We start from the raw sequence: 26293 nt of genomic DNA, 5'->3' as shown, positions 1-26293 counted from the left end.
GAGCTGCCCATGGCCGCGATCAGAACCCTAATGCAGAAGCAGCCCTATCGGCGGAGCACCGCGGCCATGATTAATTAGTAGCGTTTTCCACAGGCATGCGAACAGGCCGACAGGCAAAACTCTCGCCCCAGGCAAGCTACATAGAGAAGGAAAAACCCTGAGAAAGCTCGACCAGAAAAATCGCGCCCAAACGAAAAAGCGGCCACTAGGGCCGCTTCTCGATGGCTGCTGGCGTTCAGGACCAGACAACCCTTAAATGGCGCAGCGGACGGGACTCGAACCCGCGACCCCCGGCGTGACAGGCCGGTATTCTAACCGACTGAACTACCGCTGCGCATTACCTCGAGTGGTGGGTGATGACGGGATCGAACCGCCGACCCTCTGCTTGTAAGGCAGATGCTCTCCCAGCTGAGCTAATCACCCGTTTGCTCTCGAAGTGGGGCGCATTCTACGGAGGGGTTCCCGACCTGACAACCCCTTTTTGAAAAAAAATTTTCCAGCACTTCCAAAGGCTTAGCGCCGCCCCCCGGCGCAACCGGAGAAAGCGCGCATTCCCGACGACCACCGCGATCCGGGGTTGGCCTCCGGGGCGGGCGACGCGGATAATGCGCGCTTCGTTTTTGGGAGTGACACCATGTGGTTCCGTAATCTGCTCGTCTACCGTCTCACCCAGGAAGTCGCCTTCGAGACCGAAGCCCTCGAAGCCGCGCTCGCCGCCAAGCCGGCTCGCCCCTGCGCCAGCCAGGAATTGTCCACCTACGGCTTCGTCGCGCCCTTCGGCAAGGGCCCGGACCTGCCGCTGGTGCACGAAAGCCAGGGCTTCTTCCTGATCGCCGCGCGCAAGGAAGAACGCATCCTGCCCAGCAGCGTGGTCAAGGAAGCCGTGCAGGAAAAGGTCGACGAGATCGAAAGCCAGCAGATGCGCAAGGTCTACAAGAAGGAGAAGGAGCAGATCAAGGACGAGATCGTCCAGGCCTTCCTGCCGCGCGCCTTCATCCGTCGCCAGACCACCTATGCCGCCATCGATCCCAAGCAGGGCTGGATCCTGGTGGACGCCTCCAGCGCCAAGCGCGCCGAGGACCTGCTCTCCACCCTGCGCGATGCCCTGGGCTCGCTGCCGGTCCGGCCGCTGGGCGTCAAGCAGGCGCCGATGGCCACCTTCACCGACTGGGTCAAGGCCGGTGACGCCACCCATGGCCTCTACATCCTCGACGAGTGCGAATTGCGCGATGCCGGTGAAGACGGCGGCGTGGTGCGCTGCAAGGGTCAGGACCTGACCAGCGAAGAGATCCAGAACCACCTGGGCGCCGGCAAGCTGGTCACCAAGCTGGCCCTGGCCTGGCAGGACAAGCTCGCCCTGCTGCTGGACGACAAGGTCACCATCAAGCGGCTGAAGTTCGAGGACCTGCTGCAGGACCAGGCCGAACAGGATGGCGGCGAAGACGCCCTCGGCCAGCAGGACGCCAGCTTCGTGCTGATGATGATGACCCTGGCGGAATTCCTGCCTCAGCTGATCGAGGCTCTGGGGGGTGAAGAATTGCCCCAGGGGCTCTAAGCTCGTTTCAAGGCCGGCGCAGACCGGCCTTTTTTCTGCCCTTTTGAAAAGGAGTTTGCCATGCGTGCCCTGGCCGCCTTCAGCCGCTTCGTCGGCAATACCTTCGCCTTCTGGGTGCTGCTCGCCGCCCTGCTGGCGTTCTTCGCCCCCGCGGTGTTCAAGCCGCTGAGCGTGGCCATCGTGCCGCTGCTGGGGGTGATCATGTTCGGCATGGGCCTGACCCTCAAGGTCGAGGATTTCGCCGCGGTCGGCCGTCACCCCTGGCGGGTGCTGCTGGGTGTGGTAGCCCACTTCGTCATCATGCCGGGCGTGGCCTGGGCGCTCTGCCAGCTGTTCCACCTGCCGCCGGAAATCGCCGTCGGCGTCATCCTGGTCGGCTGCTGCCCCAGCGGCACGGCGTCCAACGTCATGACCTGGCTGGCCAAGGGCGACCTGGCCCTGTCGGTCGCCATCGCCGCGGTGACCACCCTGCTCGCCCCCTTGCTGACCCCGGCGCTGATCTGGCTGCTGGCCTCCACCTGGCTGCCGATCTCCTTTGGCGGGCTGTTCTGGTCGATCCTGCAGGTGGTGCTGCTGCCCATCGCCCTAGGCCTGGTCGCCCAGCGCCTGCTCGGCCAGCGCGTCGGCGCCCTGGTCGAGGTGCTGCCGCTGGCCTCGGTGGTGAGCATCGTAGTGATCGTCGCCGCGGTGGTGGCCGCCAGCCAGGCGCGCATCGCCGAATCCGGGTTGCTGATCATGGCAGTGGTGATCCTGCACAACGGCTTCGGCTTCCTGCTCGGCTATCTCACCGGCAAGTTCTGCAAGCTGCCGGTGGCCCAGCGCAAGTCCCTGGCGCTGGAAGTGGGCATGCAGAATTCCGGACTCGGCGCCGCCCTGGCCACGGCGCATTTCTCGCCGCTGGCCGCGGTTCCCAGCGCCCTTTTCAGCGTCTGGCACAACATCTCCGGCGCGCTACTGGCGACCCTCTTCCGCCGTTTCAAGGACGATGACGCCCGTCCCTGAGGCCTCGCGCCACACCTGCCGGACCAGCGCCTGGCAGGTGTCCTCGGTGAAGGGCTGCGGCCGGGCGATGCCATAGCCCTGGGCATAGTCGACCCCCAGGGTGGCCAGCGCCGCTACCACCGCTGCATTTTCGGCGAATTCGGCGATGGTCTTCTTGCCGGTGAGATGGCCGAGCTGGTTGATCGCCTCGACCATGGCGCTGTCCACGGCGTCCTCCAGGAGATGGCGGACAAAGCTGCCGTCGATCTTCAGGTAGTCCACCGGCAGGTGCTTGAGATAGGTGAAGGACGACATCCCGGCGCCGAAGTCGTCCAGAGAGAATCTCACCCCCAGACCGCGCAATTCGTCCATGAACAGCCGCGCCGCATCCAGATTGGCCACGGCGCTGGTCTCGGTGATCTCGAAGCAGATCCGCGCCGGCGCGATCTGCCAGCGCTGCAGTTGCTGCCTGACGAAATCCGCGAGACCCGCCTCGCCCAAGGAATGCCCGGACAGATTGATGGCCAGGGTGTCGAGCAGCCCGGCGGGCAGCTCGGCGAAACGGGCCAGCGCCGCGGCGATCACCCAGCGATCCAGGTCGGGCATCAGCCCATAGCGCTCGGCGGCCGGAATGAAGGCGCCCGGCGCGATCAGCCGCTCGCCCTCTTCCAGCCGCATCAGCACCTCCACGTGGCGATCCGCGGCGGTCTCCTGGCCCAGCCCCAGGATCGGCTGGACATACAGCCTGAAGCTGTCCTCGGCCAGCGCCCGGTGCAGCCGCTGCACCCAGGCCATCTCGCCATGGCGCTGGTCCAGCTCCACATCGCCCGGGGCGAACACCTGGATGCGATTGCGGCCCTTGTCCTTGGCCGCGTAGCAGGCCAGGTCCGCCAGGCGCAGCGCCTCCTCGGGCGCCAGGGCCTGTCCCCCCAGGTGCACCACGCCGATGCTCAGACCGACCCTAAAGCCCTGTCCGGCCGCTTCGAATTGCAGGGTACCCACGCAGCAGCGCAGTCGCTCGGCAACCGCCTCGGCCTGGGCCGGCGTACGATTTTCCAGCAGCACGCCGAATTCGTCGCCACCCAGGCGCGCCAGGCAGTCGTCCTCGCCCAGCTGCTGGCCGAGCAATTCGCACAGCTGGCGCAGCAGGCGATCGCCATGGAAATGGCCGGAGGTGTCGTTAACGATCTTGAACTGATCCAGATCGATGAACAGCAGCGAGGCACAGGCCAGGTCCTCGCTTGCCAGCAGGCGCTCCAGACGGGTCTCGAATTCGCGGCGATTGAGCAGCCCGGTAAGGGCATCGTGACTGGCCTGCCAGGCCAGATCATGCAGGAAGGCGCGCTCGCGGGTCTGGTCGTGCATGACCAGCACCACCCCGGTGCCGGATTCGTCCCGCGGCAGCGTGGTCACCGTCAGGGCCACCGGCACCCGGGTGCCGTCGACGCGCACCAGCTGGTGCGCCAGGGGCTCGTCGCCCACCAGCCAGTCCTGGCTGCGCAAGCGCTCGGCCAGCGGTCGGGTCGACGCCGGCTGATCCTCGGTCTGGATGTCGAACAGGTGGGTGACGGGCGTGCCCGCGGCCAGCCCCGGCCGCGCCAGCAGGCGCTCTGCCGCCGGGTTGTGATAGAGCAGCCGCCCCTGGGCATTCAGCGCCAGTACCGCATCGCCGAGGGAAGCCAGGATGACCTGGATATGTTCCTTCTCGGCCTGCAGCGCCTGCTCGGAGCGCCAGCGCTGCTGTACCAGGCTGTGCATGCGCCAGAGCGCCAGGAGCACCAGCAGGGCGCCGACCAGGACGTTGGCGATGAACAAGGCCTCGACCAACTGGCGCGAGGCCGACCCGAGGCGCTCCGAGAAGGCCACCGTTTCCGGCATCATCCGGTCATGCAGATCCAGCAGCTGGCGTTTCAGCGGAATCAGCGCCGGTCCCGGTCCCTGCAGCTTGATCAATTCGAAGCCGGTGCGTGCCAGGGCCTGGAATTCGTCCATGTAGGGATCGGTGATCTGCCAGCGGGCGATCACCCCTTCGAAGGGCTCCACATGGCGAGCCATTTGAAAGAGGGCGATAAGGCCGTCGATATCGTCAGGGTGGTTGCCCGCCAGGCGCAGCAGGCGCGCTGCCTCGGCAGGATTGCCGTCGGTATCCAGCTCCTGCCGCGCCGCCCGGTCGAGATCGTTGACGCTGATGGACGCCAGATAATCCCGATAGGACTCCGAGCGCCCCTCATCCAGATAGGCGCCAAGCGACAGCATGGCGTTGCCGAGGCTCTTGCTCCACAGACTTTCCGCGGAAACGTAGGCACGCACCGTCGACAGCAGTTGCAGGCTGACGATGGCGACCAGTGCCTGGCAGGACAGGATGATGACGAAGGGCCAGACGACCCGCAGCGTACGCAGCGCAGAGGAAGGCGACAGTGAAGACATACAGCGATCCGCAAAAGGAGACAGGCGAATTCTTGCCATTGAGCAGGCATGTCGGCCGTTTCGCGGAAAACTGTTGGCATGGAAAACTGCTGCGCTGGATTACCGGCGCCAAACAAGCGACATAGACGGCCTCTGGCCATGCTGCTGCCAGAGGTTGCCGACGAACGGTAGGTCAGACGCCACCGCTAGTTGAAGGACGCCTCCAGCCGGGCCTTCACCTCGGGCCATTCGCGATCGGTGATGCTGTACATCACGGTGTCGTCGAGCCGGCCATCCGCCAGCCGGCGATGATGACGCAGCAGGCCTTCGCGAACCGCGCCCAACTTCTCGATGGCCGCCTGGGATCTGAGATTGGTCGCGGCCGTCTTGAGCTGCACGCGCACCAGCTGCCACTGCTCGAAGGCATGGCGCAGCATCAGGTACTTGATGTTGCCGTTGAGCCCGCTGCCATGCTGCTCGCTGTCGAGCCAGGTCCAGCCGATCTCGGCGGCGGGCAGTGCTGGCAGGAAGTCGGCGAAGCGGGTAGTGCCTACCAGCCGGTCGGCGATGCGCACGGCGAAGGGCAAGGCGCGCCCCTCGCGCTGCTCGGCCAGCGCCTGGCGATACCAGTCCGGACGCAGAGGACCGCTCAGGTAGTGCAGCGCTTCGCGATTGCGCTCGGCCAGGCTGACCAGCTCCAGCACGTCACCTTCCGCCAGGGGGTCCAGGCGCAGCGCACCACGTTGCAGGGAAATGGGCTGCGCTTGGAACATGGCGGTCTCTCTCGCTTGAATCAGCCCGCAAACCTAACAGGGCCAGCCGTCCGGCTCAACCCACGGCGTCTCTCCACGTGCCGGAACTGACGTCTGGCAGCCCAAGGTGCGACACTTTGTCCGGGCGCGATGGGCGCCTGGAATGTCTGGAGTCGCCATGTCCCTGCCCAGCGGGCTGATCATCACCGTTACCCTCGGCTACCTGGCCCTGCTGTTCGCCATCGCCTTCTATGGCGATCGCCGACCACCGCTCAAGCCGCGCCTGCGGGCCTGGGTCTACAGCCTGTCGCTGGCCGTCTACTGCACCAGCTGGACCTTCTTCGGTGCGGTCGGCCAGGCCGCCGATCAGCTCTGGTCCTTTCTGCCCATCTACCTGGGGCCCATCCTGTTCCTGCTGCTGGCGCCGCAACTGGTCAAGAAGATGGTGCTGATCAGCAAGAAGGAAAACATCACCTCCATCGCCGACTTCATCGCCTCCCGCTACGGCAAGTCGCAGACCCTGGCCATCGTCGTCGCGCTCATCTGCCTGGTCGGCGTCCTGCCCTACCTGGCGCTGCAGCTCAAGGGCATCGTCATCGGCGTCAACCTGCTGACCGGCATCAATGCCGAGTCCCTGAGCACCCGCGCCCAAGACACCGCGCTGTTCGTCTCCCTGGTGCTGGCGGTCTTCGCCATTCTCTTCGGCACCCGCAACCTGGACGTCACCGAGCACCATCGCGGCATGATGCTGGCGATCGCCTTCGAATCCCTGGTCAAGCTCGCCGCCTTCATCGCCGTCGGCCTCTGGGTCACCTATGGCCTGCACGACGGCTTCGCCGATCTGCTGACCCGGTCGCAGCAGGCGCCGCAACTGCAGGAATACTGGCGCGAGACGCTGGACTGGCCGGGCCTGCTGATCCAGACCGGCGTGGCCTTCATCGCCGTGATGTGCCTGCCGCGCCAGTTCCATGTCACGGTGGTGGAAAACACCGATACCCGGGACGTCAACCTGGCGCGCTGGGTGTTTCCGCTCTATCTGGCGCTGGCCGCCCTGTTCGTCATCCCCATCGCCCTGGCCGGCCAGCTGCACCTGCCCGGAGGCGTACTGCCCGACTCCTTCGTCATCAGCCTGCCGCTGGCCCAGGAGCGTCCCTGGCTGGCCTTGCTGGCCTTCCTGGGCGGCGCCTCGGCCGCCACCGGCATGGTGATCGTCGCCTGCGTGGCCCTCTCCACCATGATCTCCAACGACATCGTCCTGCCCTGGCTACTCAAGCGCCGGGGCCAGGTGGAGAGTCCCCATGCGGTGTTCAGCCACTGGATGCTCACGGTGCGCCGCGCCAGCATCGTGGTCATCCTGGTCCTGGCCTACTGCAGCTATCGCCTGCTGGGCTCCAATGCCAGCCTGGCCACCATCGGCCAGATCGCCTTCGCCGCCATCGCCCAGCTCGGACCGGCCATGGTCGGGGCGCTGTTCTGGAAGGCCGCCAATCGCCGCGGCGTCTTTGCCGGCCTCACCGCCGGGGCCCTGCTATGGGGCTACCTGATGGTGCTGCCGGTGGTGGCCACCAGTCTGCAGTGGCCGTTGCACGCCTTTCCCGGCCTCGCCTGGTTCGAGCAACCCGCGGGGGAGCGGACACTGCAACCAACTACGGTCGGTGCCCTGGTCTCCCTGGCCGGCAACTTCCTGCTGTTCGCCCTGGTGTCGCTGCTCTCGCGGACCCGGGTATCGGAATACTGGCAAGCCGGGCGCTTCATCGCCCAGTACGCCCTGCCCCGACCGCGCAATCGCGCCCTGCTGGCGGTCAAGCTGGAGGACCTGCGGCTGCTCGCCGCCCGCTTCGTCGGCGACGAGCGCGCCCGCCTGAGCTTCAGTCGCTTCGCCGAGCAGAGCGGCCTGACCTATCACCCCGCGATGAATGCCAACAGCGAATGGATCGCCCAGACCGAGCGCCTGCTGGCCGGGGTGATCGGCGCCTCCTCGGCACGCGCCGTGGTCAAGGCCGCCATCGAAGGCCGCGACATGCAGGTCGACGACGTGGTGCGCATCGCCGACGAGGCCTCGGAGGTGCTGGAATTCAACCGGGCGCTCTTGCAGGGCGCCATCGAGAACATCTCCCAGGGCCTCAGCGTGGTCGACCAGTCGCTGCGGCTGGTGGCCTGGAACCAGCGCTACCTGGAGCTGTTCGACTATCCTGACGGCATGATCCAGGTCGGCCGGCCCATCGCCGAGATCATCCGCTACAACGCCCTGCGCGGCCTCTGCGGACCGGGCGATCCCGACGAGCACGTGGCCCGGCGGGTGGAGCGGATGCGCCAGGGCATCCCCCACACCTCGGAACGCACCTTTCCCAATGGCCGGGTGATCGAGCTGATCGGCAGTCCCATGCCCGGGCGCGGCTTCGTGATGAGCTTTACCGACATCACCGCCTTCCGCGAGGCCGAGCGCGCTCTGCGCGAAGCCAACGAGGGCCTGGAGCAGCGCGTCGAGGAACGCACCCGCGAACTGTCCCAGCTCAACCAGGCGCTGGAGGAAGCCAAGGCTCATGCGGAAGCGGCCAACCAGTCGAAGAGCCGCTTCCTCACCGCGGTCAGCCACGACCTCATGCAGCCGCTGAGCGCCGCCCGCCTGTTCACCGCCGCCCTCGCCCACCAGGACGGCCTGGCCCAGGAAGCCCAGGAACTGGTGCGCAACATGGACAGCGCCCTGAGATCCAGCGAAGACCTGATCGCCGATCTGCTGGACATCTCGCGACTGGAGAACGGTCGCATCCTGGCCACGCCGGCACCCTTTTCCCTGGCCACCCTGTTCGAGGCCCTGGGCGTGGAATTCAAGGCCCTGGCGCAGAACCAGGGCACCAACCTGCGCATCCGCAGCAGTCGGCTGGTGGTCAACAGCGACAGCAAGTTGCTGCGGCGGGTGCTGCAGAATTTCCTCACCAATGCCCTGAGATATGCCCATGGCCGGGTGCTGCTCGGGGTCCGCCGCCAGGGCCAGAGCGTGAGCCTGGAGGTCTGGGACAGCGGCCCCGGCATCCCGGCGGACAAGCTGGAGCTGATCTTCGAGGAATTCAAGCGCCTGGACAGCCACCAGACCCGCGCGGAAAAGGGCCTGGGGCTCGGCCTGGCGATCGCCGATCGCCTTTGCCGGGTGCTGGGTCACGAACTCTCGGTGCGCTCCTGGCCGGGTCATGGCAGCGTCTTCAGCGTCAAGGTGCCCCTGGCACCCGCGCTGGCCATCCAGGCGGCAACCGCCAGCGAAACCGCCCAGCCCCTGGCCGGCGATCCGGTGCTGTGCATCGACAACGAAGACAGCATCCTGCTCGGGTTGCGCAGCCTGCTGGGCCGCTGGGGCTGCCAGGTCTGGACCGCACGCAGTCGCGAGGAATGCGCTGCCCTGCTCGCCCAGGGCGTGGTACCGCGACTGCTCATCGTCGACTATCACCTGAGCGATGCCGACACCGGTCCGGATGTCGCCGAATGGATTCGCCAGGCCCTGGGCCAGGACATCCCCGGCATCGTCATCAGTGCCGATGGCCGACCGGAATGCCTGGACCGGGTGCGTCAGGCGCGACTGGATTTCCTGCCCAAGCCGGTCAAGCCGGCTTCGCTACGCGCCTTGCTGAGTCGGCAACTGGCGCTCTCCGGTTGAGGGAACACGCAGACGGCACGTCACGACGCCGAACGGCCTTTCGTTCAGCGTCGATTAAGGTTGTCAGAAGCCTGAGAGATAGAACAATCCACAGCTTCTGTTGATAACTTTGTTGAAAACATGGTGGAAAAGAACCCGGAGCCTTGCTCTGCGGGCTCCCCAAACAAGTTGGTCATTTTTTAATCAGTTTAATAAGTTCAACATAATCAACAACTTAATTCAAAAGCAGGATTTTCGGCAGGGAAAACTCCAGGCCAGACAGGGCTTGACATGCGCTAGCACAACTTGTGCACAACTCTAGGTAAAAAAGACCAACGGACACCCCGCAGCTGTCGCACAATTGTCAAGTATTCGTGAAACAAATTTTTTCGAGCCTCCCGGGAGGCCGTATGGGGAGGCGGGCCGCAGGCTAGAGCCGACAGCTGCGGCCGCACGCAGGCCAAAGGCTAGCCTTGTCCTCTGCCGGTCATCGGGTAGACTGCCTGCTTTTGCTCAGGGCTGTCGTGGCGACGCCCAACCTGTCAATCAGGCATGGACGCGCCAGCCCTTCTGGAATAGCTCAGTCACATGAACGTCTTCATCGCGGGTCAACACGGCCAACTTTCTCAGGCGCTGCAACAACTGCTGGCCGCCAAGGCCCGGATAACCGTCATCGGCCGGGCCCAGGTGGATTTCACCCAGCTGGAGGCACTCCATGAACGCGTCCTGGCCGCAAAGCCCGACGTCATCATCAATGCCGCCGCCTACACCGCCGTGGACGCCGCCGAGAGCGATCCCCAGACCGCTGCCCTGATCAACGAACGGGTGCCCGAGGTCTTCGCCCGGGCCGCACAGCAGCTCGGCATTCCGATGGTCCACTACTCCACCGACTATGTTTTCGATGGCAGCAAGGAAGGCCGTTACCGGGAAGAAGATCCGACCTGCCCACTCAATGTCTATGGTCGGACCAAGCTGGCCGGCGAGAACGCCGTGCGTGAACACGCCGAGCGCCACCTCATCCTGCGCACCAGCTGGGTCTATTCCTGGCAGGGCAACAATTTCCTGCGCACCATGGTGCGGCTGCTCAGCGAGCGCGACGAACTGAACATCGTCGACGACCAGATCGGCGCGCCCACCTGGACCCGCACCATCGCCGCCGCCACCGACCGACTGCTCGCCCACAGCGACCAGGACGAACTCTGGGGTACCTATCACCTGACCGCCAACGGCACCACCTCCTGGTTCGGGTTCGCCGAGCAGATCGCCCGGCGCCTGCGCGAGACCGGCCAGCTGAAGGCCCGCCTCAATCCCATCCCCAGCAGTTCCTATCCCACCCCGGCCCATCGCCCCATCAATTCCCGCCTGTCCACTGAAAAGCTGGCGGCGGTGCTGGGTGAGCCGCTACCCGACTGGCAAGCGGCTTTCGCCCAGTGCTGGAGCGAGCGCGAACTTCAGGTGAGCGGCTGAAACGGGCCGTCGGTCATACTTCTGGGATCTGCTCGAGAACTACCCCAGCCTCTCGAAGTCAATGGCACTGACCCCGCTCACGCCAGTCAGGTACGTCATGGACAACCCTTTCCAACTCATCGCCGCGGCTTTCGAGCATGACTTCCGGGTCAATTTCCGCATCGAGCGCCTCGACGGCAGCGTCAGCCTGACGCTGTCCGACGACAGCGGCGTCAAGGTCAAGCGGTTGATCAGCAAGCAGCAATTGCATGACCACACCCGCCTCGCGCGATTGATCGACAGCATCCGCCTGGGTATCGCCATCGATGAAGGTCATGGCGTCACGGCCTTGCTGGCCGGCGGCAGTGGCACCGTGAATCGTCTGACCGTAGCGAACTGAGCAGGAAGCAGCACTATGCACACCATGGAAGGCATCAGCGACGGCCTGCTACCGGGCCCTAGCCCGGTCACCCTGCTCGATGGCCTGGAGACGGCAGCTGCGCTGCATACCCCACGCGCCTCGCTGTACCAGCTCACCTGCGCCCGTCTCGACGAGCAACTGGCGCCACTCAAGGTCTGGCCAACGCTGCCGGACCGGACCGGGCGCTTTTCCTTTACCTTGCTGGACCGCTGCGGACGCATCCTCTACCGCTCGCCGACCTTGCGTCAGGCGCTGTATCGGGAAGAGGAACTGCTCAATGGTGTGATCGCCAGTGCGCGGCTGGCTGCCGTGCAAGCCGGACAGGGCTTTCCGTCCTGGGGTGTAGTGGACGTCGCCTGCCCCATGTATGAGCTGCCTGTCACCCAACTGCCCTGTGCGGGATGCCGGCTGCTGAAGTGCAAGAGCTGAGAGAAGCGTTACGGCTAAAACTCTGACGCTAACTACTTGTTTAGTATCTTTTTTAGCATCTTTGAATCTTCAACGTTCGAGACCAACGAATGCCAGGGCATCCGTACTGCAAGTCTCGCGCTGAAGCTTTCTGCGCCGAGTCGTTACTCGGAATATCTCAGCATGTTGGCGCCCGTGGCCCGCAGCACCGCCATGGATTGCGGCGCCAGCGCGCCGGCCCGCAGCGATACGTCCTTGCGAACCTCGTCGATTACCGTTTTCAGCAGCTGGCTCTCGCCCAGTTGCCGGGCGCTGACCACCCGGTTCACCCGCGCATCGTCACACTGCTGATCCTGCACCGTCAGCACAATACTGCCATCAGGGCGAGGCGCCGTGACCGAGCATTTATAAGTACTGAAAGCGGCAGTCAGTCTATCTATGGCGTTTTCCATTCTTCCCCCTCTTATTTGTCTAGAAGTGCATGGACGATCAAATACGACGCAACTGACAGTGATAGAAACAGCAAAGTTCTTGCGCTCTACTTGAATAAGACCCGCAATGGCGCTAGTGCCCGATTTTGTGAGCCAGCTCTGCTAATCGGGTTTTGCTGCGGAACTTTCAGCAGAGCAAAATCGATAAGGTATGACCATTCGTCCGCCTTGCCGGTCGTTGGGCATCTTGCCTCCCGACCTTATAAAGGCGCCGGTAGAGCGCCATGGCGGTCCTGATCGGTGGAACCTTTGCTTCCAGCGCTCACTCGAAAGGGCTGAAACGGATACCCATCGCCTATCAGGAGCGCGCCATGAACGACAAAATCCCTCCCGTGATCAAAGACGAGCTTGCCGCTGACATCGATGAGCAGGCACACAAGCAGAACGCTGACCGGGTCCGTCGTCATCTGGGCGAGGCCGAGCAGGCACTGACCGACGAATTCCACACCCTGCTGGCAGATGCCGAGCAGCTGCTCAAGCACACCGCCAGCATGGCCGGTGAGCAGGCAGACGAACTGCGTGCCAAGTTGAGCTCCAGCCTGGAACGCTCCCGCGATGTGCTCAAGTCCAAGCAGGACGATCTCTATCGCCAGGGCGTCGCGGCCAAGGAAACCACCGAGGAATACGTGGTCGACAATCCCTTCAAGGCCCTCGGCATCGCTGCTGGCGTCGGCTTCCTGATTGGCCTGCTGGCCTCGCGCCGCTAAGCCTGGGGGACTGCCATGGACACCTCCTCTCCTCCACGGGAGCTGCCTGACGAGGCGCCCAAGCCATCGGTCAAGCGCCTCGCCGGCGCAGTGGTCGGCCTGCTGCAGAGTCACCTGGAACTGCTGGGCATCGAGGTTCAGGAAGAGAAGGTCCGTACCTTCCAGCTGTTTCTCTTTACCGGCCTGAGCCTGATCTTCGGCTTGCTGGTACTGGTCGGCGTCTCGGCAGCGGTCATCATCGCCTTCTGGGATACCTACCGCATGGCCGCAACGCTGGGCCTGTGCGCCTTCTATGCGGTGGCACTGGTGATCTGCATCCTGCGGGCCCTGAGCCTGGTCAAGGGTGCGGCGCCCTTCCATGCCACCCTGGAAGAACTCAACCGCAACCGGGAGCGCCTACTGCCATGAACCAGCCGCTTACCTCTGCCACCAGCCAGGCAAAGCGCAAGGAACTGGTCCGGTTGCGCATGGAGATGTATCGCCAGCAGCTGATCTACAACGCTCAGCCCCTGCATAACCCCATCAGTCTCATCGGTGACCTGGTGCGACCGAACCGGGACAAGGTGGCCAGCTCGGCGAAGAAGCCGTTGATGCTGGGTGCCACGGTGTTCCTGTCGCTGTTCGGCAAACGCCTGGGCGCGGTGGGTCGGCTGGCCCGCATCGGCCTGGCGCTCTACCCGATCGTCAACCGCTTGCAGAATCGCCATCGCGAGCAGGCTGACCAGCCGCTGCCGCCGCCCCGCTAGCGGTGTTATGAAGAATGGCTCCCTCGGGAGCCATTCTGTCATCTGGCACCCTTATCGCATGGCTAAGCTGAACGCTCCGCCCACGATAAGGATAGCCCTGTGTTTTCTGGCCAGCCCACTGCCTTCTTCCAACCCTTCATCGACACCGCGACCGGGCGTATCGCCGGCGTCGAAGCCCTGGGCCGTCTGCGTCAGGCCGATGGCCGCCACGCCTCCGTCGGCCCCCTGTTCGCCAATCCCGATACCCCGACCGCGGAGCTGCTGCAGCTCGACCGCACCCTCAGGGACGATGCGCTGCGGCGCTTCGCCGGCGCGCCGGAGGACTGGTTTCTCAGCCTCAACCTCTCGCCACGCTGGATCAGCCAGCTGGACGATGGCGTCGCCCTGCCCAGCCTGGCGCAATTGCAGCGTTCCGGTATCGACCCGACGCGGATCGTCTACGAGATCACCGAGGCGGCCGGCGATCTGCCGAGCCTGACCCAGGCCGTCGCCCGCTACCGCGAACTCGGCATCCGCATCGCCATCGACGATTTCGGTTCCGGCTATTCGCAACTGGATCGGGTGCTGGACCTGCAGCCGGATATCCTCAAGCTGGACATGCGGCTGTTCCAGGCCGCCGCGCGAGGTGGCCCCCGGGGCGACGCGGTCAAGGCACTGGCGCAGATGGCCGAAAAGACCGGCTGCTGGCTGATCGCCGAGGGCGTCGAGACCGAGACCGAACTCGACTTCGCCCTGGAATGCGGCGCCCGCTACGTGCAGGGCTTTCTCTTCGCCGAGGCCACCGCCGAACTGGGCGCGAGCGACAGCCATCAGCAACGCTTCGCCGCCCTGCGCAGCCGCTTCGTCGATGGCAAGCTGGCCCAGCAGACCCGGTTACTGGAATTGCGCCAGCAACTCGCCGAATTCGTCACCCAGCTCAGACCCTGGGCGGAACACGGCGGCCCCCTGAGCGCGCTGCCCGATCCCCAGGCCTTTCCCGGACTGCTGCGCATCTACCAGTGCGACCGCGCCGGTACCCAGATCACCCCGAATCTGGAATGGAACGGCATGTTCTGGCGCGAGAATCGCCGCTACCTCAATCACAACTGGTCCTGGCGCCCCTACTTCTACGCCCTGCTGGCCGAAGGCTGGAACGAGCGCCGCCTGGCGCTTTCGACGGTCTACCGCGACGCCACCACCAACCAGTACTGCCTGACCGCCAGCCAGTTCCTGGAAAGCGGTCAGCGCCTGCTGCTGATCGACCTGGACGCCAGTCAATTGCCAGGCTTTGCCAAGTGAGCGGTGATGATCGTATGTTGCCGAGGTCAGAACGCAGAAGCGCCGCACGGCAACCGCCGGCGCTCCCCTTATCGGTGATAGCTCGAGGACGGCCTTGGACTGGCAGACACTTCTTATCCGCGAACGGCTGGGCAAACCCCTGCACAGCCCGGATGAACTGGGGCGCAGCCCCTTTCACAAGGACCACGACCGCATCATCTTTTCCGGTGCCTTCCGCCGGCTGGGGCGCAAGACCCAGGTTCACCCCGTCACCAGCAACGATCACATCCACACCCGCCTGACCCACAGCCTGGAAGTCAGCTGCGTCGGGCGCTCGCTGGGCATGCGCGTGGGCGAGAGCCTGAGGGGGGCGCTGCCCGACTGGTGCGATCCAAGCGATCTCGGCATGGTGGTGCAGTCGGCCTGCCTCGCCCACGACATCGGCAATCCGCCCTTCGGCCATTCCGGCGAAGACGCCATCCGCTACTGGTTCACCCAGGCCGCCGGCCGCGGCTGGCTGGACGACATGAGCGAGGCGGAGCGCCAGGACTTCCTGCATTTCGAAGGCAACGCCCAGGGCTTCCGGGTGCTGACCCAGCTTGAATACCACCAGTTCGACGGCGGCACCCGCCTGACCTACGCCACCCTCGGCACCTATCTCAAGTATCCCTGGACCTCGCGCTATGCTGCGGCGCCCGGGTACAAGAAGCACAAGTTCGGCTGCTACCAGAGCGAGCTGCCGCTGCTGGAGCAGATCGCCGAGAAACTCGAACTGCCGCTGCTGGGCCCGGAGCGCTGGGCACGGCATCCCCTGGTCTACCTCATGGAGGCCGCCGATGACATCTGCTACGGGCTGATCGATCTGGAAGACGGCCTGGAGATGGAGCTGCTGGACTATGCCGAGGTCGAGGCGCTGCTGCTGGGCCTGGTCGGCGACGACCTGCCGGAAACCTATCGGCAACTCGGCCCCAAGGATTCGCGGCGGCGCAAGCTGGCCATCCTGCGTGGCAAGGCCATCGAACACCTGACCAACGCCACCGCCCGCGCCTTCGTCGACCAGCAGGACGCCCTGCTCGCCGGCACCCTGGGCGATGACCTGGTCGAACACATGGCCGGGCCGGCCAAGCTCTGCGTGCAGCGCGCCAAGGCGCTGGCCCGGGAAAAGATCTTCCACGACAAGCGCAAGACCCTGCACGAGATCGGCGCCTACACCACCCTGGAGATCCTGCTCAACGCCTTCTGTGGCGCCGCCCTGGAGCAGCACCGCGGGCGTGAGCCGTCGTTCAAGAGCCGCCGCATCCTCGACCTGTTGGGCAACAGCGCGCCCGATCCTTCCTGGACCCTGCACCAGGCCTTCATGCGGGTGATCGATTTCATCGCCGGCATGACCGACAGCTACGCCACCGCCATGGCGGCCGAGATGACCGGGCGTTCGAACCCGGTCTAAGGAGCGCCACGATGGCCACCTTACCCCGTACGCGCAAGGGTCCTGGCAGTCGCTGGCTGGCCGCCCAGGGCTGGAAGGCCTTTCCCTTCCAGCGCGAGGTGGCCAAGGCCATCGCCGCCGGCGAATCCGGTCTGCTGCACGCCACCACCGGCTCGGGCAAGACCTATGCGGTCTGGCTCGCCGCCCTGGATGCCTTCGTCGCGCCCAGGCCGATCACCGCCAAGGGCCTGCCCAGCAAGCGCAAACAGGCGCCACCGCCGCTCACCGTGCTCTGGCTGACGCCCATGCGCGCCCTGGCGGCGGACACCCTGCGCGCCCTGGAGCGGCCGGTGCTCGACGAAGAACTGGAATGGACTCTGGGCCTGCGCACCGGCGATACCGGCAGCAGCGAGCGCGCCCGGCAGAATCGCCGCCTGCCGACGGCCCTGGTCACCACGCCGGAGAGCCTGTCGCTGTTGCTCTCCCGTGAGGACGCCCAGGAAGCCCTGGGCCAGGTTCGCCTGGTGGTCATCGACGAATGGCACGAATTGCTCGGCAACAAGCGCGGCACCCAGACGCAACTCGCCCTGGCCCGCCTGCGGCGCTGGAATCCCGGGCTGCAGACCTGGGGCCTGTCGGCCACCCTCGGCAATCAGGCCCATGCGCTGGACGTGCTGCTGGCCGGTGCCCCGGGCCAGCTCGTCCAGGGTCGTCAGGACAAGCGCCTGCAGGTGGACACCCTGCTGCCCGAAGGCGGCGTCGAACGCTTCGCCTGGGCCGGGCACCTGGGCATGCGGCTGCTGCAGCAGGTGATCCGCGAACTGGAAGACAGCCCCACCACCCTGGTCTTCACCAACACCCGCGCCCAGACCGAACTCTGGTACCAGGCCCTGTTGCAGGCGCGCCCGGACTGGGCCGGTCTGATCGCCCTGCACCATGGCTCCATCGAGAAGCAGGCCCGCGAATGGGTGGAGGCCGGTCTCAAGAATGGCCTGCTCAAGGCGGTGATCTGTACCTCCAGCCTCGACCTCGGGGTGGATTTCCTGCCGGTGGAGCGGGTGCTGCAGATCGGCTCGCCCAAGAGCATCGCCCGCCTGCTGCAACGCGCCGGCCGCAGTGGTCACGCCCCGGGCCGGGCCTCGCGGGCGACCCTGGTACCCACCTACAGCCTCGATCTGCTGGATGCGGCGGCCACTCGGCGAGCCATCACCGCGGGCGAGATCGAGGCGCGCACCGCCCCGGTCAAGCCCCTGGACGTCCTGGTGCAGCATCTGGTGACCGTCGCCCTGGGCGGCGGCTTCGAACCGGATGACCTGCTACCGGAGATCCGCAGCGCCTGGGCCTATCGCCACCTCAGCGAAGGCGAATGGATCTGGGCGCTGGCCTTCGTTCGCAACGGGGGCGCCTCGCTGTCGGCCTATCCCGACTATCGCCGTGCCGAGCCCGATGCCGAAGGCATCTGGCGGGTGCCTGACAAGCAACTGGCCAAGCGGCATCGGCTGGGCATCGGCACCATCGTCAGCGAGACCAGCCTCAATGTGCAGTTCTGGTCCAAGGGCGGCGGCGGCAATCGCCTGGGCAATATCGAGGAAGGCTTCATCGCCCGGCTGCGGCCCGGCGACCACTTTCTCTTCGCCGGTCGTACCCTGGAACTGGTACGGGTGGAAAACATGACGGTGTACGTGCGCCGTGCCAGCGGGCGCAAGGCCGCCATCCCGCGCTGGAGCGGCAGTCGCATGCCGCTCTCGGACACCCTCGCCCAGTACGTGCTGGCCCTGCTCGAAGACGCCGAGGCCCAGCGTTACGAAAGCCCGGAAATGCGCCTGCTGCAACCGCTGCTGGATGTACAGCGGCAGTGGTCGGCACTGCCCAGCGCCCATTACCTGCTCGCCGAGACCCTGGAATCCCGCGAAGGCTCGCACCTGTTCCTCTATCCCTTCGCCGGCCGGCATGCCCATCTGGGGCTGGCCAGCCTGCTGGCCTGGCGCCTGGCGCAGAGGAGACCCTGCACCTTTTCCATCGCCGTCAACGACTACGGCCTGGAACTGGTCTCACCGGTCAGCCTGGACTGGCAGGAGCTACTCGATGCCAGCCTCTTCACTACCGACAACCTGGTCAGCGATACCCTCGCCAGTCTGAACGCCGCCGAACTCGCCCAGCGCCGGTTTCGCGAGATCGCCCGCATCTCGGGGCTGATCTTTTCCGGCTATCCGGGGGCGCACAAGAGCAACCGCCAGCTGCAGGCCAGCAGCAGCCTCTTCTATCAGGTCTTTCGCCAGTACGACCCGGACAACCTGCTGCTCGGCCAGGCCCAGACCGAAGTCCTGCGCCAGGAACTCGATGCCGATCGCCTGCAGCAGACCCTGACCCGGACCGGCGCCCTGCCCCTGCGCCTGGTGAACCTGGACCATCCCTCGCCCTTCGCGCTGCCCCTCATGGTCGAGCGCTTGCGCGAGAGTCTGAGTTCGGAAAAGCTGGCCGACCGCATCACCCGCCTGGTCGGCGATCTGGAACGCGAAGCCGGGCCCGACGAGCGAGCACGCGCCTTCGATCCCGAATCCCTGGTGCAACCCAGCCATGACAGCGATCTGACGCCCCGCCGTGGCGCTACTGCGCGGCGTCCTCGCGTACAGAAATCCGGTCGTCCTCGATAACGATCCGGCCCTGGCGATAGAGATGGCCGATGGCCTTCTTGAAATTGCCCTTGCTGACGCCGAACAGTTGGTGGATCAGGGCTGGCGGACTGCTGTCGCTGAGCTCCAGCACCCCACCGCGCGCCTTGGCCAGGGCGATGATCTGCTCGGCGAGATCGGCGCCCGCGGCGGCTCCCTGGGCCTGCAGGGTCAGGCTGATCTTGCCGTCGGCCCGGATCTCGCGAATGAAGCCGCGCTCGCGCTGACCCAGGCGCAACGGCTTGAAGGCCTCATTGCGATGCACCAGGCCCCAGTGCTTATTGTCGACGATCACCTTGTAGCCGAGGTCGGTCTGCTCGACCACCAGCAACGGCACCGGCTGGCCGACCTTGTAGCGCGGCGGGTCGCGGTCCAGATAGCGATCCAGGCGTGCGGTGGCGACGATCCGCCGAGTGCGGGCGTCCAGATGCACGTGCACCACGCAATGGTCGCCCACCTGCAGCGGACGCTTCTCTTCCGAATGCGGCAGCAGCAGGTCCTTGGGCAGGCCCCAGTCGAGGAAGATCCCTACCCGGCCGACCTCCACCACCCGCAGACTGGCAAAGCCGCCGACCTGCACCTTCGGCTTATCGGTGGTGGCGATCAGGCGGTCTTCGCTGTCCAGATAAAGGAAGACGTTGAGCCAGTCGCCTTCGGCGCAGGGTTCGTCACGCGGCGCATAACGACGCGGCAGCAGCACCTCGCCGTCGTTGCCGGCATCTAGGAACAGACCGATGGGGGTGTTGCGCAAAATCTGCAAGCTGTTGAAGCGACCCAGCAAGGCCATGAATGGAGACTCCTGTAGAAAGCGGTCTATTTTACCGCGATCATCAAGGCCACTGCTCGATCGCTGGCCTGCATCGTCGAAAAGGTCGCTCGGCGGCATGCGCAGCGCTGATGGCGGCAAAGCAGTGCTCGTGTGACGAACCTCGACCTGACCTGACTCCATCCCCGCATAGCTCGGCGCCATGAGTTGCCGAAGGCACATCCGTAGGGCCGGAGCATCATGTTATTGGCGGCTGCTTGCGGCTTGGAACCGCAGGCTGAAGGGAAGCAGCCCACGCGCGAGGAGCGCGCCCACTGCTCCACGTCGAATCCAGTGACCGCCTGACTCAGGCAGTCAGGCAGTCAGCTGCGAGTGGAATCTCTATGAAGAGACCGACCGTATCAGCCTCGACGCGCATCGCCGCCACGACCGTATTCAACAGGAACGGATTGGTAGCCTGCTCGTTGGTCACTATGCGCTGGGTCAGCTTGATCGCCTGGTGGGCGTGGTAAACCGCTATCAGTATCTCGTTGAGGTTCAGGCGACGAAGCTCGACGCGGTATCCGGCGAGGCCATGGCCCAGTGCGCGTCCTGCGCTTTCCAGTCCGTTTTTCACAGTAGATCCTTGGACCCTTGCGGTCCGGGGTAATAATTCGAACAAAATAATAGCACCTAGCCACCATCCGAATTGAGCAGGTCATCACCGTTTCGACACCACTGGCCTATGAGACCCGCCACGCCAGGCTAAGCCCTCGCCCGCAACGGCTGTGCATGGCTCAGGCCGGCCACGGAATAGCTCTGCCTGGACGCCAACTGGCGACATCTCGGCGCGCAGGACCCGGGTGCCGACCTGCAACGACGTTCAAAGGAGCCTGCAGAGGGCGCATAGGCTCCTGAAAAACCTGCAGAACCATCAGGTGCGCACGACCGCTTGCCGAACTCGACGTACTGCCCTGCGTCTCGCTCCCCGGTATCCTCCGTTCAGGAAACGATTCAGCACGGATCGCTGCTCGCAGTCGACGGGACCAGGCCCAGGACAGCGCTCGGCGCTCCCTCCGCCAACAGCCGTTTACCTGCTCCAGCTACCGCTTCGACCATGGTCGGTAAAGTCAACATCGGGCAGCTCAAAGGTCTTGTTTTGCGCAAGCCAGTCTGAGACCATCCATCGCTGTCAGGTGAGGCTGTCTCTACAAAGCGGCTCACCTGTCGAGAACCTGGAGTACATCAGGGCCAGCTTTCGCGGCATGGGTTTCTCCTCGTTTCAAAACTGTCGTCCTTTGGACAACAACGTCATCTTATTCAAGGAGAAATCCATGTCTACTCGCCAAACTGGCACCGTCAAGTGGTTCAACGACGAGAAAGGCTTCGGCTTCATCACCCCCCAGAGCGGTCCGGACGTGTTCGTTCACTACCGTTCCATTCAGGGTAACGGCTTCAAGAGCCTGCAAGAAGGCCAGGCTGTTTCCTTCCTGGTCGTGCAAGGCCAGAAAGGCCTGCAGGCCGATGAGGTGCAGGTGATCTAATCACCCGCCTTCTCGAAAAAGCCCAACCCCGGTTGGGCTTTTTTTTGCGCGAACGTTGGCCCCTGCCAGCTTTCGCTATCGCCACCTAGGGATGAGGTGCGTTTCATGAAGACTCTCGCTGCCCTGCTCTGCCTGCTTCTGCTCGCCGGTTGCGCCGCCTTTCCCGGTGACGAACTCTCTTCCCAGCCATTCCGCACGTCCCTGAGCGCGCCACCACAGCGCCCCAATGTGCTGGTGGAATTCAATTTCTATCGTGGCACTGTCGAGGACGCCAAGGAGGCGACGTCGATCGCCGTCGCCCGTGAAGGCCTGAAGCCCCGGCTTCGAGAGATCCTGGCAGGCTCCGGGCTGTTCGACCGCATCACCCTGGTGCCGGAACCCGGCAGACCCGACGACGCCCTGCTGCGCCTCAAGCTCTACAACAGCACCTCCTACGCCGCCGCCATCGCCAGTGGCCTGATCACCGGCGCCACCTTCTTTCTCGTCCCGGGAACCGCCAGGGACGACTATGTGCTGACCGCCGAATGGATCGCGCCGGGAAGCGGACCGTCCACCCGCGTGCGCAACGCCAGCTCGGTGCGCACCTGGATGGGGGTGTGGTTCCTGCCCCTGGCCGCCAGCCATCAGGCCGGGACCGCCATCGAAGAATCCTTCGCCCGCCAGGTCAACGAAGCCCTGCGCCAGCTGCAGAACGCCGGCGTGTTCGCTGACCACTCCTCGCCCCAGGGGAACGGCGAAACGTCTGCGCCGGTCACACCTTGACCGGCAGTCACGTAGACGAGGATCCCATGGCCGAAGAAAAGCGCAAAGCCGACGAACGCGAACTGCCCAAGGACGAAAAGCCCCTGCGCACCGAGCACGCCAAGACCGACGACGGGCGCGATCCGCCTTCGCCCAACAGTCCGGACCGTACCAAGGACGCCACCGGCTACAACTGATCCCGCCCTTTCCGGAAACGACCGCTGCGGCGGTCGTTTCTTTATCCGCGCCCTGCCCCTTGGGGTTGGCTCGCCCCTCCCTCCTTACTGCATAATGCCCACACTCCGACGTCTATCGGCCCCTTTTCTCTTCAACTAGGCCGATACCCTGCCAAGGTGTGTGTCCCGATGCGAAAGACCTTCCGATCTCTGGGCCTGCTGCTGAGCTGCTGCGCCCTGGGCTTTTCCCTGCCCGTCAATGCCGATACCTCCTACCTGCCGCCGCGAATCGAAAAGGCGATGCAGACCAATAAGATTCCCGGCAGCGACCTGTCGCTGGTGATGCTGCCCCTCGATGGCCCGGGCGAGAACGACTACTACAATGCCGACGTCTCGGTGAATCCGGCTTCGACCATGAAGCTGATCACCACCTTTGCCGCCCTGGAACTGCTGGGTCCCACCTATCAGTGGAAGACCGAGTTCTATACCGACGGCACGCTCAAGGACGGCATCCTCAACGGCAATCTCTACCTCAAGGGTGGCGGCGATCCCAAGCTGAACATGGAGCGGCTGTGGCTGCTCATGCGTGATCTGCGCGCCAATGGCGTGCTGGAAGTCACCGGTGACCTGGTGCTGGATCGCGGTCGCTTCGTGAAACCCAATCTGCCGGCCTTCAACGACGATGGCGAAGACGAGAACAAGACCTTCCTGGTCGGTCCGGACTCGCTGCTGGTCAATCTCAAGTCGGTGCGCATGGTGGTCCGCTCGGCCGATGGCCGGGTCAGCGTCTCCATGGATCCGCCGCTGACCAACGTCAACATCGACAACCAGATGCGCGCCACCGGCAAGAGCGGTTGCCCGGCCTGGCCCGAAGTGCGCTTCAATCCGGTGCCTCAGGCCGATGGCAGTACCAGCCTCATCGTCAGCGGCCAGTTGCCGGACGGTTGCAACGCCCAGAGCTATCTGTCGCTGCTCGATCACCCGACCTATACCGCCGGCGCGGTCCGGGCCATCTGGCAGGAACTGGGTGGCAGCATCAAGGGCCGTACCCGCGAGGGCAGCGTGCCGCGCAATGCCGAGCTGCTCGCCCGGGCCTTCTCGCCCGATGTGGTGGAGATCATTCGCGACATCAACAAGTACAGCAACAACACCATGGCCCAGCAGCTGTTCCTGTCCATCGGGGCGCAATTCCGCACCTCGGCGGATGCCGACGACAGCAAGGCGGCGCTGCGGGTCATCCGCTCGTGGCTGGCGCGCAAGGGCATCAATGCCAGTCACCTGATCATGGAGAACGGCTCCGGCCTGTCCCGGACCGAGCGGGTCAGTGCCCGGGAGATGGCGGAGATCCTGCGCGCCGCCTGGCAGAGTCCCTACGGCCCGGAGTTCATCTCTTCACTGCCGCTGGCCGGCATGGACGGCACCCTGCGCAAGCGCATGAAGAACTCGCCGCTGACCGGCCAGGCCCACATGAAGACCGGCACCCTGAACAATGTACGGGCCCTGGCGGGCTTTGTCCGGGACGCCAACGCGCGCAACTGGGTGGTGGTCGCCATTCTCAACAGCAGCCGCCCCTGGGGGGCTTCGTCGATCCTGGACGAGGTGGTGCTGGACCTCTATCAGCGCAGCCGCCAGGACGGCGCGGTCGCCAACTGACGCGCAAAACAAAACCGGCGCCTGCTTGCGCAGACGCCGGTTTTGTTTACCACACTCGGCAAGGCAGGCCGGAAAGCCGACGTTACCGCGCTGCACCGCATTGGGCAAGAACTTTGTCCCACGCACCCTTGTGGGGCATTTTCAGGCCTTTGACAGGCTAGATCATGCCGAGCAAGAGCAGTACCAGCAGGACGACCAGGATGGCGCCCACGATACCGGACGGGCCATAGCCCCAGCTGCGCGAATGCGGGAATACCGGAAGTCCGCCGATGAGCAGGACCAGCAGCACCAGAACCAGGATGGTCGAGAGAGTCATCTGCCATTCTCCATGAAGGCCAAGGGTCGACCGTCGTCGTAACAGCTTGATACGAAGCGAACGGGCTTATTCCATGGACCCGCGCCAGCGACGGAAAATCCCGACGTCGTCAGGTAACCCTGCCCTTCACCGCCAAGTCGGCGTTTTCGCCCCCAAAAAGAAAGCCCGGATCAGGGATCCGGGCTTGGTCTTGTGCCGGTGTCCGTCAGTGCGAGACGGCACCGCTGGCGCCCAGACCAGTCTGGGATCTGACGAACTGCGGATAGAAGCGCGCGCGCTCTTCTTCGGCAGCCGCCGACTTGTCGGTGATGGAGAAGAACCAGATACCGATGAAGGCCACGGCGATGGAGAACAGCGCCGGGTATTCATAGGGGTAGATCGGCTTGGCATGACCGAGGATGGTCACCCAGATGGTCGGGCCAAGCACCATCAGGGCAACGGCGGTGATCAGGCCGAGCCAGCCACCGATCATGGCGCCCCGGGTGGTCAGCCGCTTCCAGTACATCGAGAGCAGCAGGATGGGGAAGTTGCAGCTGGCGGCGATGGAGAACGCCAGGCCCACCATGAAGGCGATGTTCTGCTTCTCGAAGAGGATGCCCAGGGCGATGGCGACCACGCCCAGCGCCACGGTGGTCATCTTGGAGACGCGGATCTCGTCCTTCTCGTTGGCCTTGCCCTGCTTGATCACGCTGGCGTAGAGGTCATGGGAGACCGCCGAGGCACCGGCCAGGGTCAGACCGGCGACCACCGCGAGGATGGTGGCGAAGGCTACCGCCGAGATGAAGCCCAGGAAGATGCTGCCGCCCACGGCGTTGGCCAGGTGCACCGCCGCCATGTTGTTGCCACCCAGCAGGGCGCCGGCGGCGTCCTTGAACGCCGGGTTGGTGCTGACCAGCAGGATGGCGCCAAAGCCGATGATGAAGGTCAGGATGTAGAAGTAGCCGATGAAGCCGGTGGCGTAGAACACGCTCTTGCGGGCTTCCTTGGCGTCGCCCACGGTGAAGAAGCGCATCAGGATGTGCGGCAGACCGGCGGTGCCGAACATCAGCGCCAGGCCCAGGGAGAAGGCCGAGATCGGATCCTTCACCAGACCGCCGGGACTCATGATGGCCTCGCCTTTCGGGTGCACGGCGATGGCTTCGGCGAACAGGCGGTTGAAGTCGAAGCCGACGTGCTTCATCACCATGAAGGCCATGAAGGTGGCACCGGACAGCAGCAGCACTGCCTTGATGATCTGTACCCAGGTGGTGGCCAGCATGCCGCCGAAGAGCACATAGAGCACCATCAGGATACCCACCAGCACCACGGCGATGCTGTAGTCCAGGCCGAACAGCAGCTGGATCAGCTTGCCGGCACCGACCATCTGGGCGATCAGGTAGAGGGCGACCACCACCAGCGACCCGCAGGCGGACAGGGTACGGATGTCCTTCTGCTTGAGGCGATAGGAGGCCACGTCGGCGAAGGTGTACTTGCCCAGGTTGCGCAGGCGCTCGGCGATCAGGAACAGGATGATCGGCCAGCCCACCAGGAAGCCGATGGAGTAGATCAGGCCGTCGTAGCCGGAGGTGAACACCAGGGCGGAAATGCCCAGGAAGGAGGCGGCCGACATGTAGTCACCGGCGATCGCCAGGCCGTTCTGGAAACCGGTGATGCGTCCACCGGCGGCGTAGTAGTCCGCGGCAGAGCGATTGCGTTTCGAGGCCCAGTAAGTGATGCCCAGGGTGGCCCCGACGAAGGCCACGAACATCAGGATGGCGGAGACGTTCAGGGGTTGGCGCTGGACCGCGCCGCTGATGGCATCGGCGGCCCAGAGCGAAGGCGAGAGGGCCAGCAGCGCGGCGGTCAGGGAAAGACGTTTCATGGCTGCACCTCCCGGAGGATTTCCGCGTTGAGCCGATCGAATTCGCCATTGGCCCGGCGTACATAGATACCGGTCAGGACGAAGGCCGAAAGGATCAGACCGACGCCCAGGGGAATGCCCCAGGTCATGGCGGTCTCCGCATGGATACGGGTGCCGAGGACCTTGGGGGCGAAGGCGATCAGGAGGATGAAGGCGGAATAGAGTCCGAGCATGATGGCCGAAAGCGTCCAGGCGAATCGCCCGCGTTTCGCCACCAGCTCCTGGAAACGCGGACTGGCTTCAATCCGCCGGTAGGTGCTGTCATTCATTATTGTTGTTCCTTACAGCATGACGGGAGCGTCGAGCTCTACTCTAGGCCCGC

The 26293-nt window shown here is 64.8% G+C and carries 24 protein-coding genes and 2 tRNA genes; 16 read left to right on the top strand and 10 right to left on the bottom strand.

Going from position 1 to position 26293, the window contains the following annotated elements; all coding sequences use genetic code 11:
- Positions 1–257: 257 nt before the first annotated feature.
- Together OMP44_RS05865 and OMP44_RS05860 are read right to left on the bottom strand one after the other, a co-directional pair.
- Positions 258–334: transfer RNA gene (locus OMP44_RS05865), tRNA-Asp, on the bottom strand.
- Positions 335–347: 13 nt separating this feature from the next.
- A tRNA-Val gene (locus tag OMP44_RS05860) sits at positions 348–423 on the bottom strand.
- Positions 424–634: 211 nt separating this feature from the next.
- On the opposite strand from OMP44_RS05860, the gene rdgC reads away from it, so the two are divergent.
- Together rdgC and OMP44_RS05850 are read left to right on the top strand one after the other, a co-directional pair.
- Positions 635–1555 (top strand): recombination-associated protein RdgC, encoded by a 921-nt coding sequence (gene rdgC, locus OMP44_RS05855; RefSeq protein ID WP_158893974.1) that lies wholly within the window; start codon positions 635–637, stop codon positions 1553–1555.
- A gap of 60 nt (positions 1556–1615) precedes the next feature.
- A complete protein-coding gene (locus OMP44_RS05850) occupies positions 1616–2557 on the top strand; it encodes a bile acid:sodium symporter family protein (protein WP_027602755.1) in 942 nt (313 codons plus the stop codon).
- Here the strand turns inward: OMP44_RS05850 and OMP44_RS05845 are convergent.
- Positions 2507–4963: a putative bifunctional diguanylate cyclase/phosphodiesterase gene (locus tag OMP44_RS05845; protein WP_273861149.1), complete on the bottom strand. Its 2457-nt coding sequence runs from the start codon at positions 4961–4963 to the stop codon at positions 2507–2509. The genes OMP44_RS05850 and OMP44_RS05845 overlap by 51 nt on opposite strands.
- A 185-nt stretch (positions 4964–5148) precedes the next feature.
- A complete protein-coding gene (locus OMP44_RS05840; protein ID WP_133859529.1) occupies positions 5149–5715 on the bottom strand; it encodes a GNAT family N-acetyltransferase in 567 nt (188 codons plus the stop codon).
- A gap of 157 nt (positions 5716–5872) precedes the next feature.
- Here OMP44_RS05840 and OMP44_RS05835 point away from each other — a divergent pair, with 157 nt between their 5' ends.
- The 4 genes from OMP44_RS05835 to OMP44_RS05820 all read left to right on the top strand — a co-directional run bounded on the left by OMP44_RS05835 (position 5873) and on the right by OMP44_RS05820 (position 11618).
- Positions 5873–9343, top strand: coding sequence for a hybrid sensor histidine kinase/response regulator (locus tag OMP44_RS05835; protein WP_280306949.1), 3471 nt, complete (start codon positions 5873–5875; stop codon positions 9341–9343).
- A 567-nt stretch (positions 9344–9910) separates the two neighbouring features.
- Positions 9911–10789 (top strand): dTDP-4-dehydrorhamnose reductase, encoded by an 879-nt coding sequence (rfbD, locus tag OMP44_RS05830; protein WP_187978894.1) that lies wholly within the window; start codon positions 9911–9913, stop codon positions 10787–10789.
- A gap of 97 nt (positions 10790–10886) precedes the next feature.
- The gene (locus tag OMP44_RS05825) at positions 10887–11168 is read left to right on the top strand and encodes a DUF3509 domain-containing protein (protein ID WP_064306571.1); all 282 of its coding nucleotides are present in this window, start codon (positions 10887–10889) and stop codon (positions 11166–11168) included.
- Positions 11169–11183: 15 nt separating this feature from the next.
- The gene (locus tag OMP44_RS05820; protein WP_187978892.1) at positions 11184–11618 is read left to right on the top strand and encodes a hypothetical protein; all 435 of its coding nucleotides are present in this window, start codon (positions 11184–11186) and stop codon (positions 11616–11618) included.
- Positions 11619–11761: 143 nt separating this feature from the next.
- Here the strand turns inward: OMP44_RS05820 and OMP44_RS05815 are convergent, their stop codons facing one another.
- Positions 11762–12049 carry a DUF3509 domain-containing protein gene (locus OMP44_RS05815; protein ID WP_007159080.1) on the bottom strand — a complete coding sequence of 96 codons (288 nt, stop codon included), beginning with the start codon at positions 12047–12049 and terminating at the stop codon, positions 11762–11764.
- 350 nt (positions 12050–12399) lie between these two features.
- Here OMP44_RS05815 and OMP44_RS05810 point away from each other — a divergent pair, with 350 nt between their 5' ends.
- The 6 genes from OMP44_RS05810 (at position 12400) to OMP44_RS05785 (ending at position 18878) form a co-directional block, all read left to right on the top strand.
- Positions 12400–12795, top strand: a complete 396-nt coding sequence (locus OMP44_RS05810; protein ID WP_187978891.1) for an ElaB/YgaM/YqjD family protein — start codon at positions 12400–12402, stop codon at positions 12793–12795.
- 15 nt (positions 12796–12810) lie between these two features.
- The gene (locus OMP44_RS05805) at positions 12811–13203 is read left to right on the top strand and encodes a phage holin family protein (RefSeq protein ID WP_133859534.1); all 393 of its coding nucleotides are present in this window, start codon (positions 12811–12813) and stop codon (positions 13201–13203) included.
- Positions 13200–13541, top strand: coding sequence for a hypothetical protein (locus tag OMP44_RS05800; RefSeq protein WP_187978890.1), 342 nt, complete (start codon positions 13200–13202; stop codon positions 13539–13541). Before OMP44_RS05805 ends, OMP44_RS05800 begins: the two co-directional genes overlap by 4 nt.
- A 99-nt stretch (positions 13542–13640) precedes the next feature.
- Positions 13641–14819, top strand: coding sequence for an EAL domain-containing protein (locus OMP44_RS05795; protein ID WP_280306948.1), 1179 nt, complete (start codon positions 13641–13643; stop codon positions 14817–14819).
- Positions 14820–14913: 94 nt separating this feature from the next.
- Positions 14914–16245, top strand: coding sequence for a deoxyguanosinetriphosphate triphosphohydrolase (locus OMP44_RS05790; protein ID WP_007159085.1), 1332 nt, complete (start codon positions 14914–14916; stop codon positions 16243–16245).
- 11 nt (positions 16246–16256) lie between these two features.
- Positions 16257–18878, top strand: a complete 2622-nt coding sequence (locus OMP44_RS05785; RefSeq protein WP_280306946.1) for a ligase-associated DNA damage response DEXH box helicase — start codon at positions 16257–16259, stop codon at positions 18876–18878.
- Here OMP44_RS05785 and OMP44_RS05780 read toward each other — a convergent pair.
- Positions 18832–19683 (bottom strand): CvfB family protein, encoded by an 852-nt coding sequence (locus tag OMP44_RS05780; RefSeq protein ID WP_187978888.1) that lies wholly within the window; start codon positions 19681–19683, stop codon positions 18832–18834. The genes OMP44_RS05785 and OMP44_RS05780 overlap by 47 nt on opposite strands.
- A gap of 325 nt (positions 19684–20008) precedes the next feature.
- Positions 20009–20278 (bottom strand): hypothetical protein, encoded by a 270-nt coding sequence (locus OMP44_RS05775; RefSeq protein ID WP_252977097.1) that lies wholly within the window; start codon positions 20276–20278, stop codon positions 20009–20011.
- 697 nt (positions 20279–20975) lie between these two features.
- Between OMP44_RS05775 and OMP44_RS05770 the strand changes: the two genes are divergently transcribed.
- From OMP44_RS05770 to dacB, 4 genes are all read left to right on the top strand, one after another.
- A complete protein-coding gene (locus OMP44_RS05770) occupies positions 20976–21185 on the top strand; it encodes a cold-shock protein (protein WP_007159089.1) in 210 nt (69 codons plus the stop codon).
- Between the two features lie 105 nt (positions 21186–21290).
- The gene (locus OMP44_RS05765; RefSeq protein ID WP_187978887.1) at positions 21291–21947 is read left to right on the top strand and encodes a hypothetical protein; all 657 of its coding nucleotides are present in this window, start codon (positions 21291–21293) and stop codon (positions 21945–21947) included.
- Between the two features lie 26 nt (positions 21948–21973).
- Positions 21974–22123 (top strand): hypothetical protein, encoded by a 150-nt coding sequence (locus OMP44_RS05760; protein WP_017639713.1) that lies wholly within the window; start codon positions 21974–21976, stop codon positions 22121–22123.
- Positions 22124–22291: 168 nt separating this feature from the next.
- Positions 22292–23755 (top strand): D-alanyl-D-alanine carboxypeptidase/D-alanyl-D-alanine endopeptidase, encoded by a 1464-nt coding sequence (gene dacB / locus OMP44_RS05755; RefSeq protein ID WP_280306944.1) that lies wholly within the window; start codon positions 22292–22294, stop codon positions 23753–23755.
- A gap of 157 nt (positions 23756–23912) precedes the next feature.
- Here the strand turns inward: dacB and OMP44_RS05750 are convergent, their stop codons facing one another.
- From OMP44_RS05750 to OMP44_RS05740, 3 genes are all read right to left on the bottom strand, one after another.
- Positions 23913–24071, bottom strand: coding sequence for a DUF3309 family protein (locus OMP44_RS05750; protein WP_007159093.1), 159 nt, complete (start codon positions 24069–24071; stop codon positions 23913–23915).
- A 205-nt stretch (positions 24072–24276) separates the two neighbouring features.
- Entirely contained in the window at positions 24277–25932 is a 1656-nt protein-coding gene (locus OMP44_RS05745) for a cation acetate symporter (protein WP_280306941.1), read from the bottom strand.
- On the bottom strand, positions 25929–26240 hold the full coding sequence (locus OMP44_RS05740) for a DUF485 domain-containing protein (protein ID WP_133859542.1): 312 nt from the start codon (positions 26238–26240) through the stop codon (positions 25929–25931). The genes OMP44_RS05745 and OMP44_RS05740 overlap by 4 nt, the downstream gene beginning before the upstream one ends.
- Between the last annotated feature and the right edge of the window lie 53 nt (positions 26241–26293).

Source organism: Pseudomonas flavocrustae (assembly GCF_029872515.1).
GTDB lineage: Bacteria > Pseudomonadota > Gammaproteobacteria > Pseudomonadales > Pseudomonadaceae > Chryseomonas > Chryseomonas aestiva.
The sequence above is the reverse complement of the archived record's forward strand: the minus strand, read 5'-3'. Positions and strand labels throughout refer to the sequence as shown.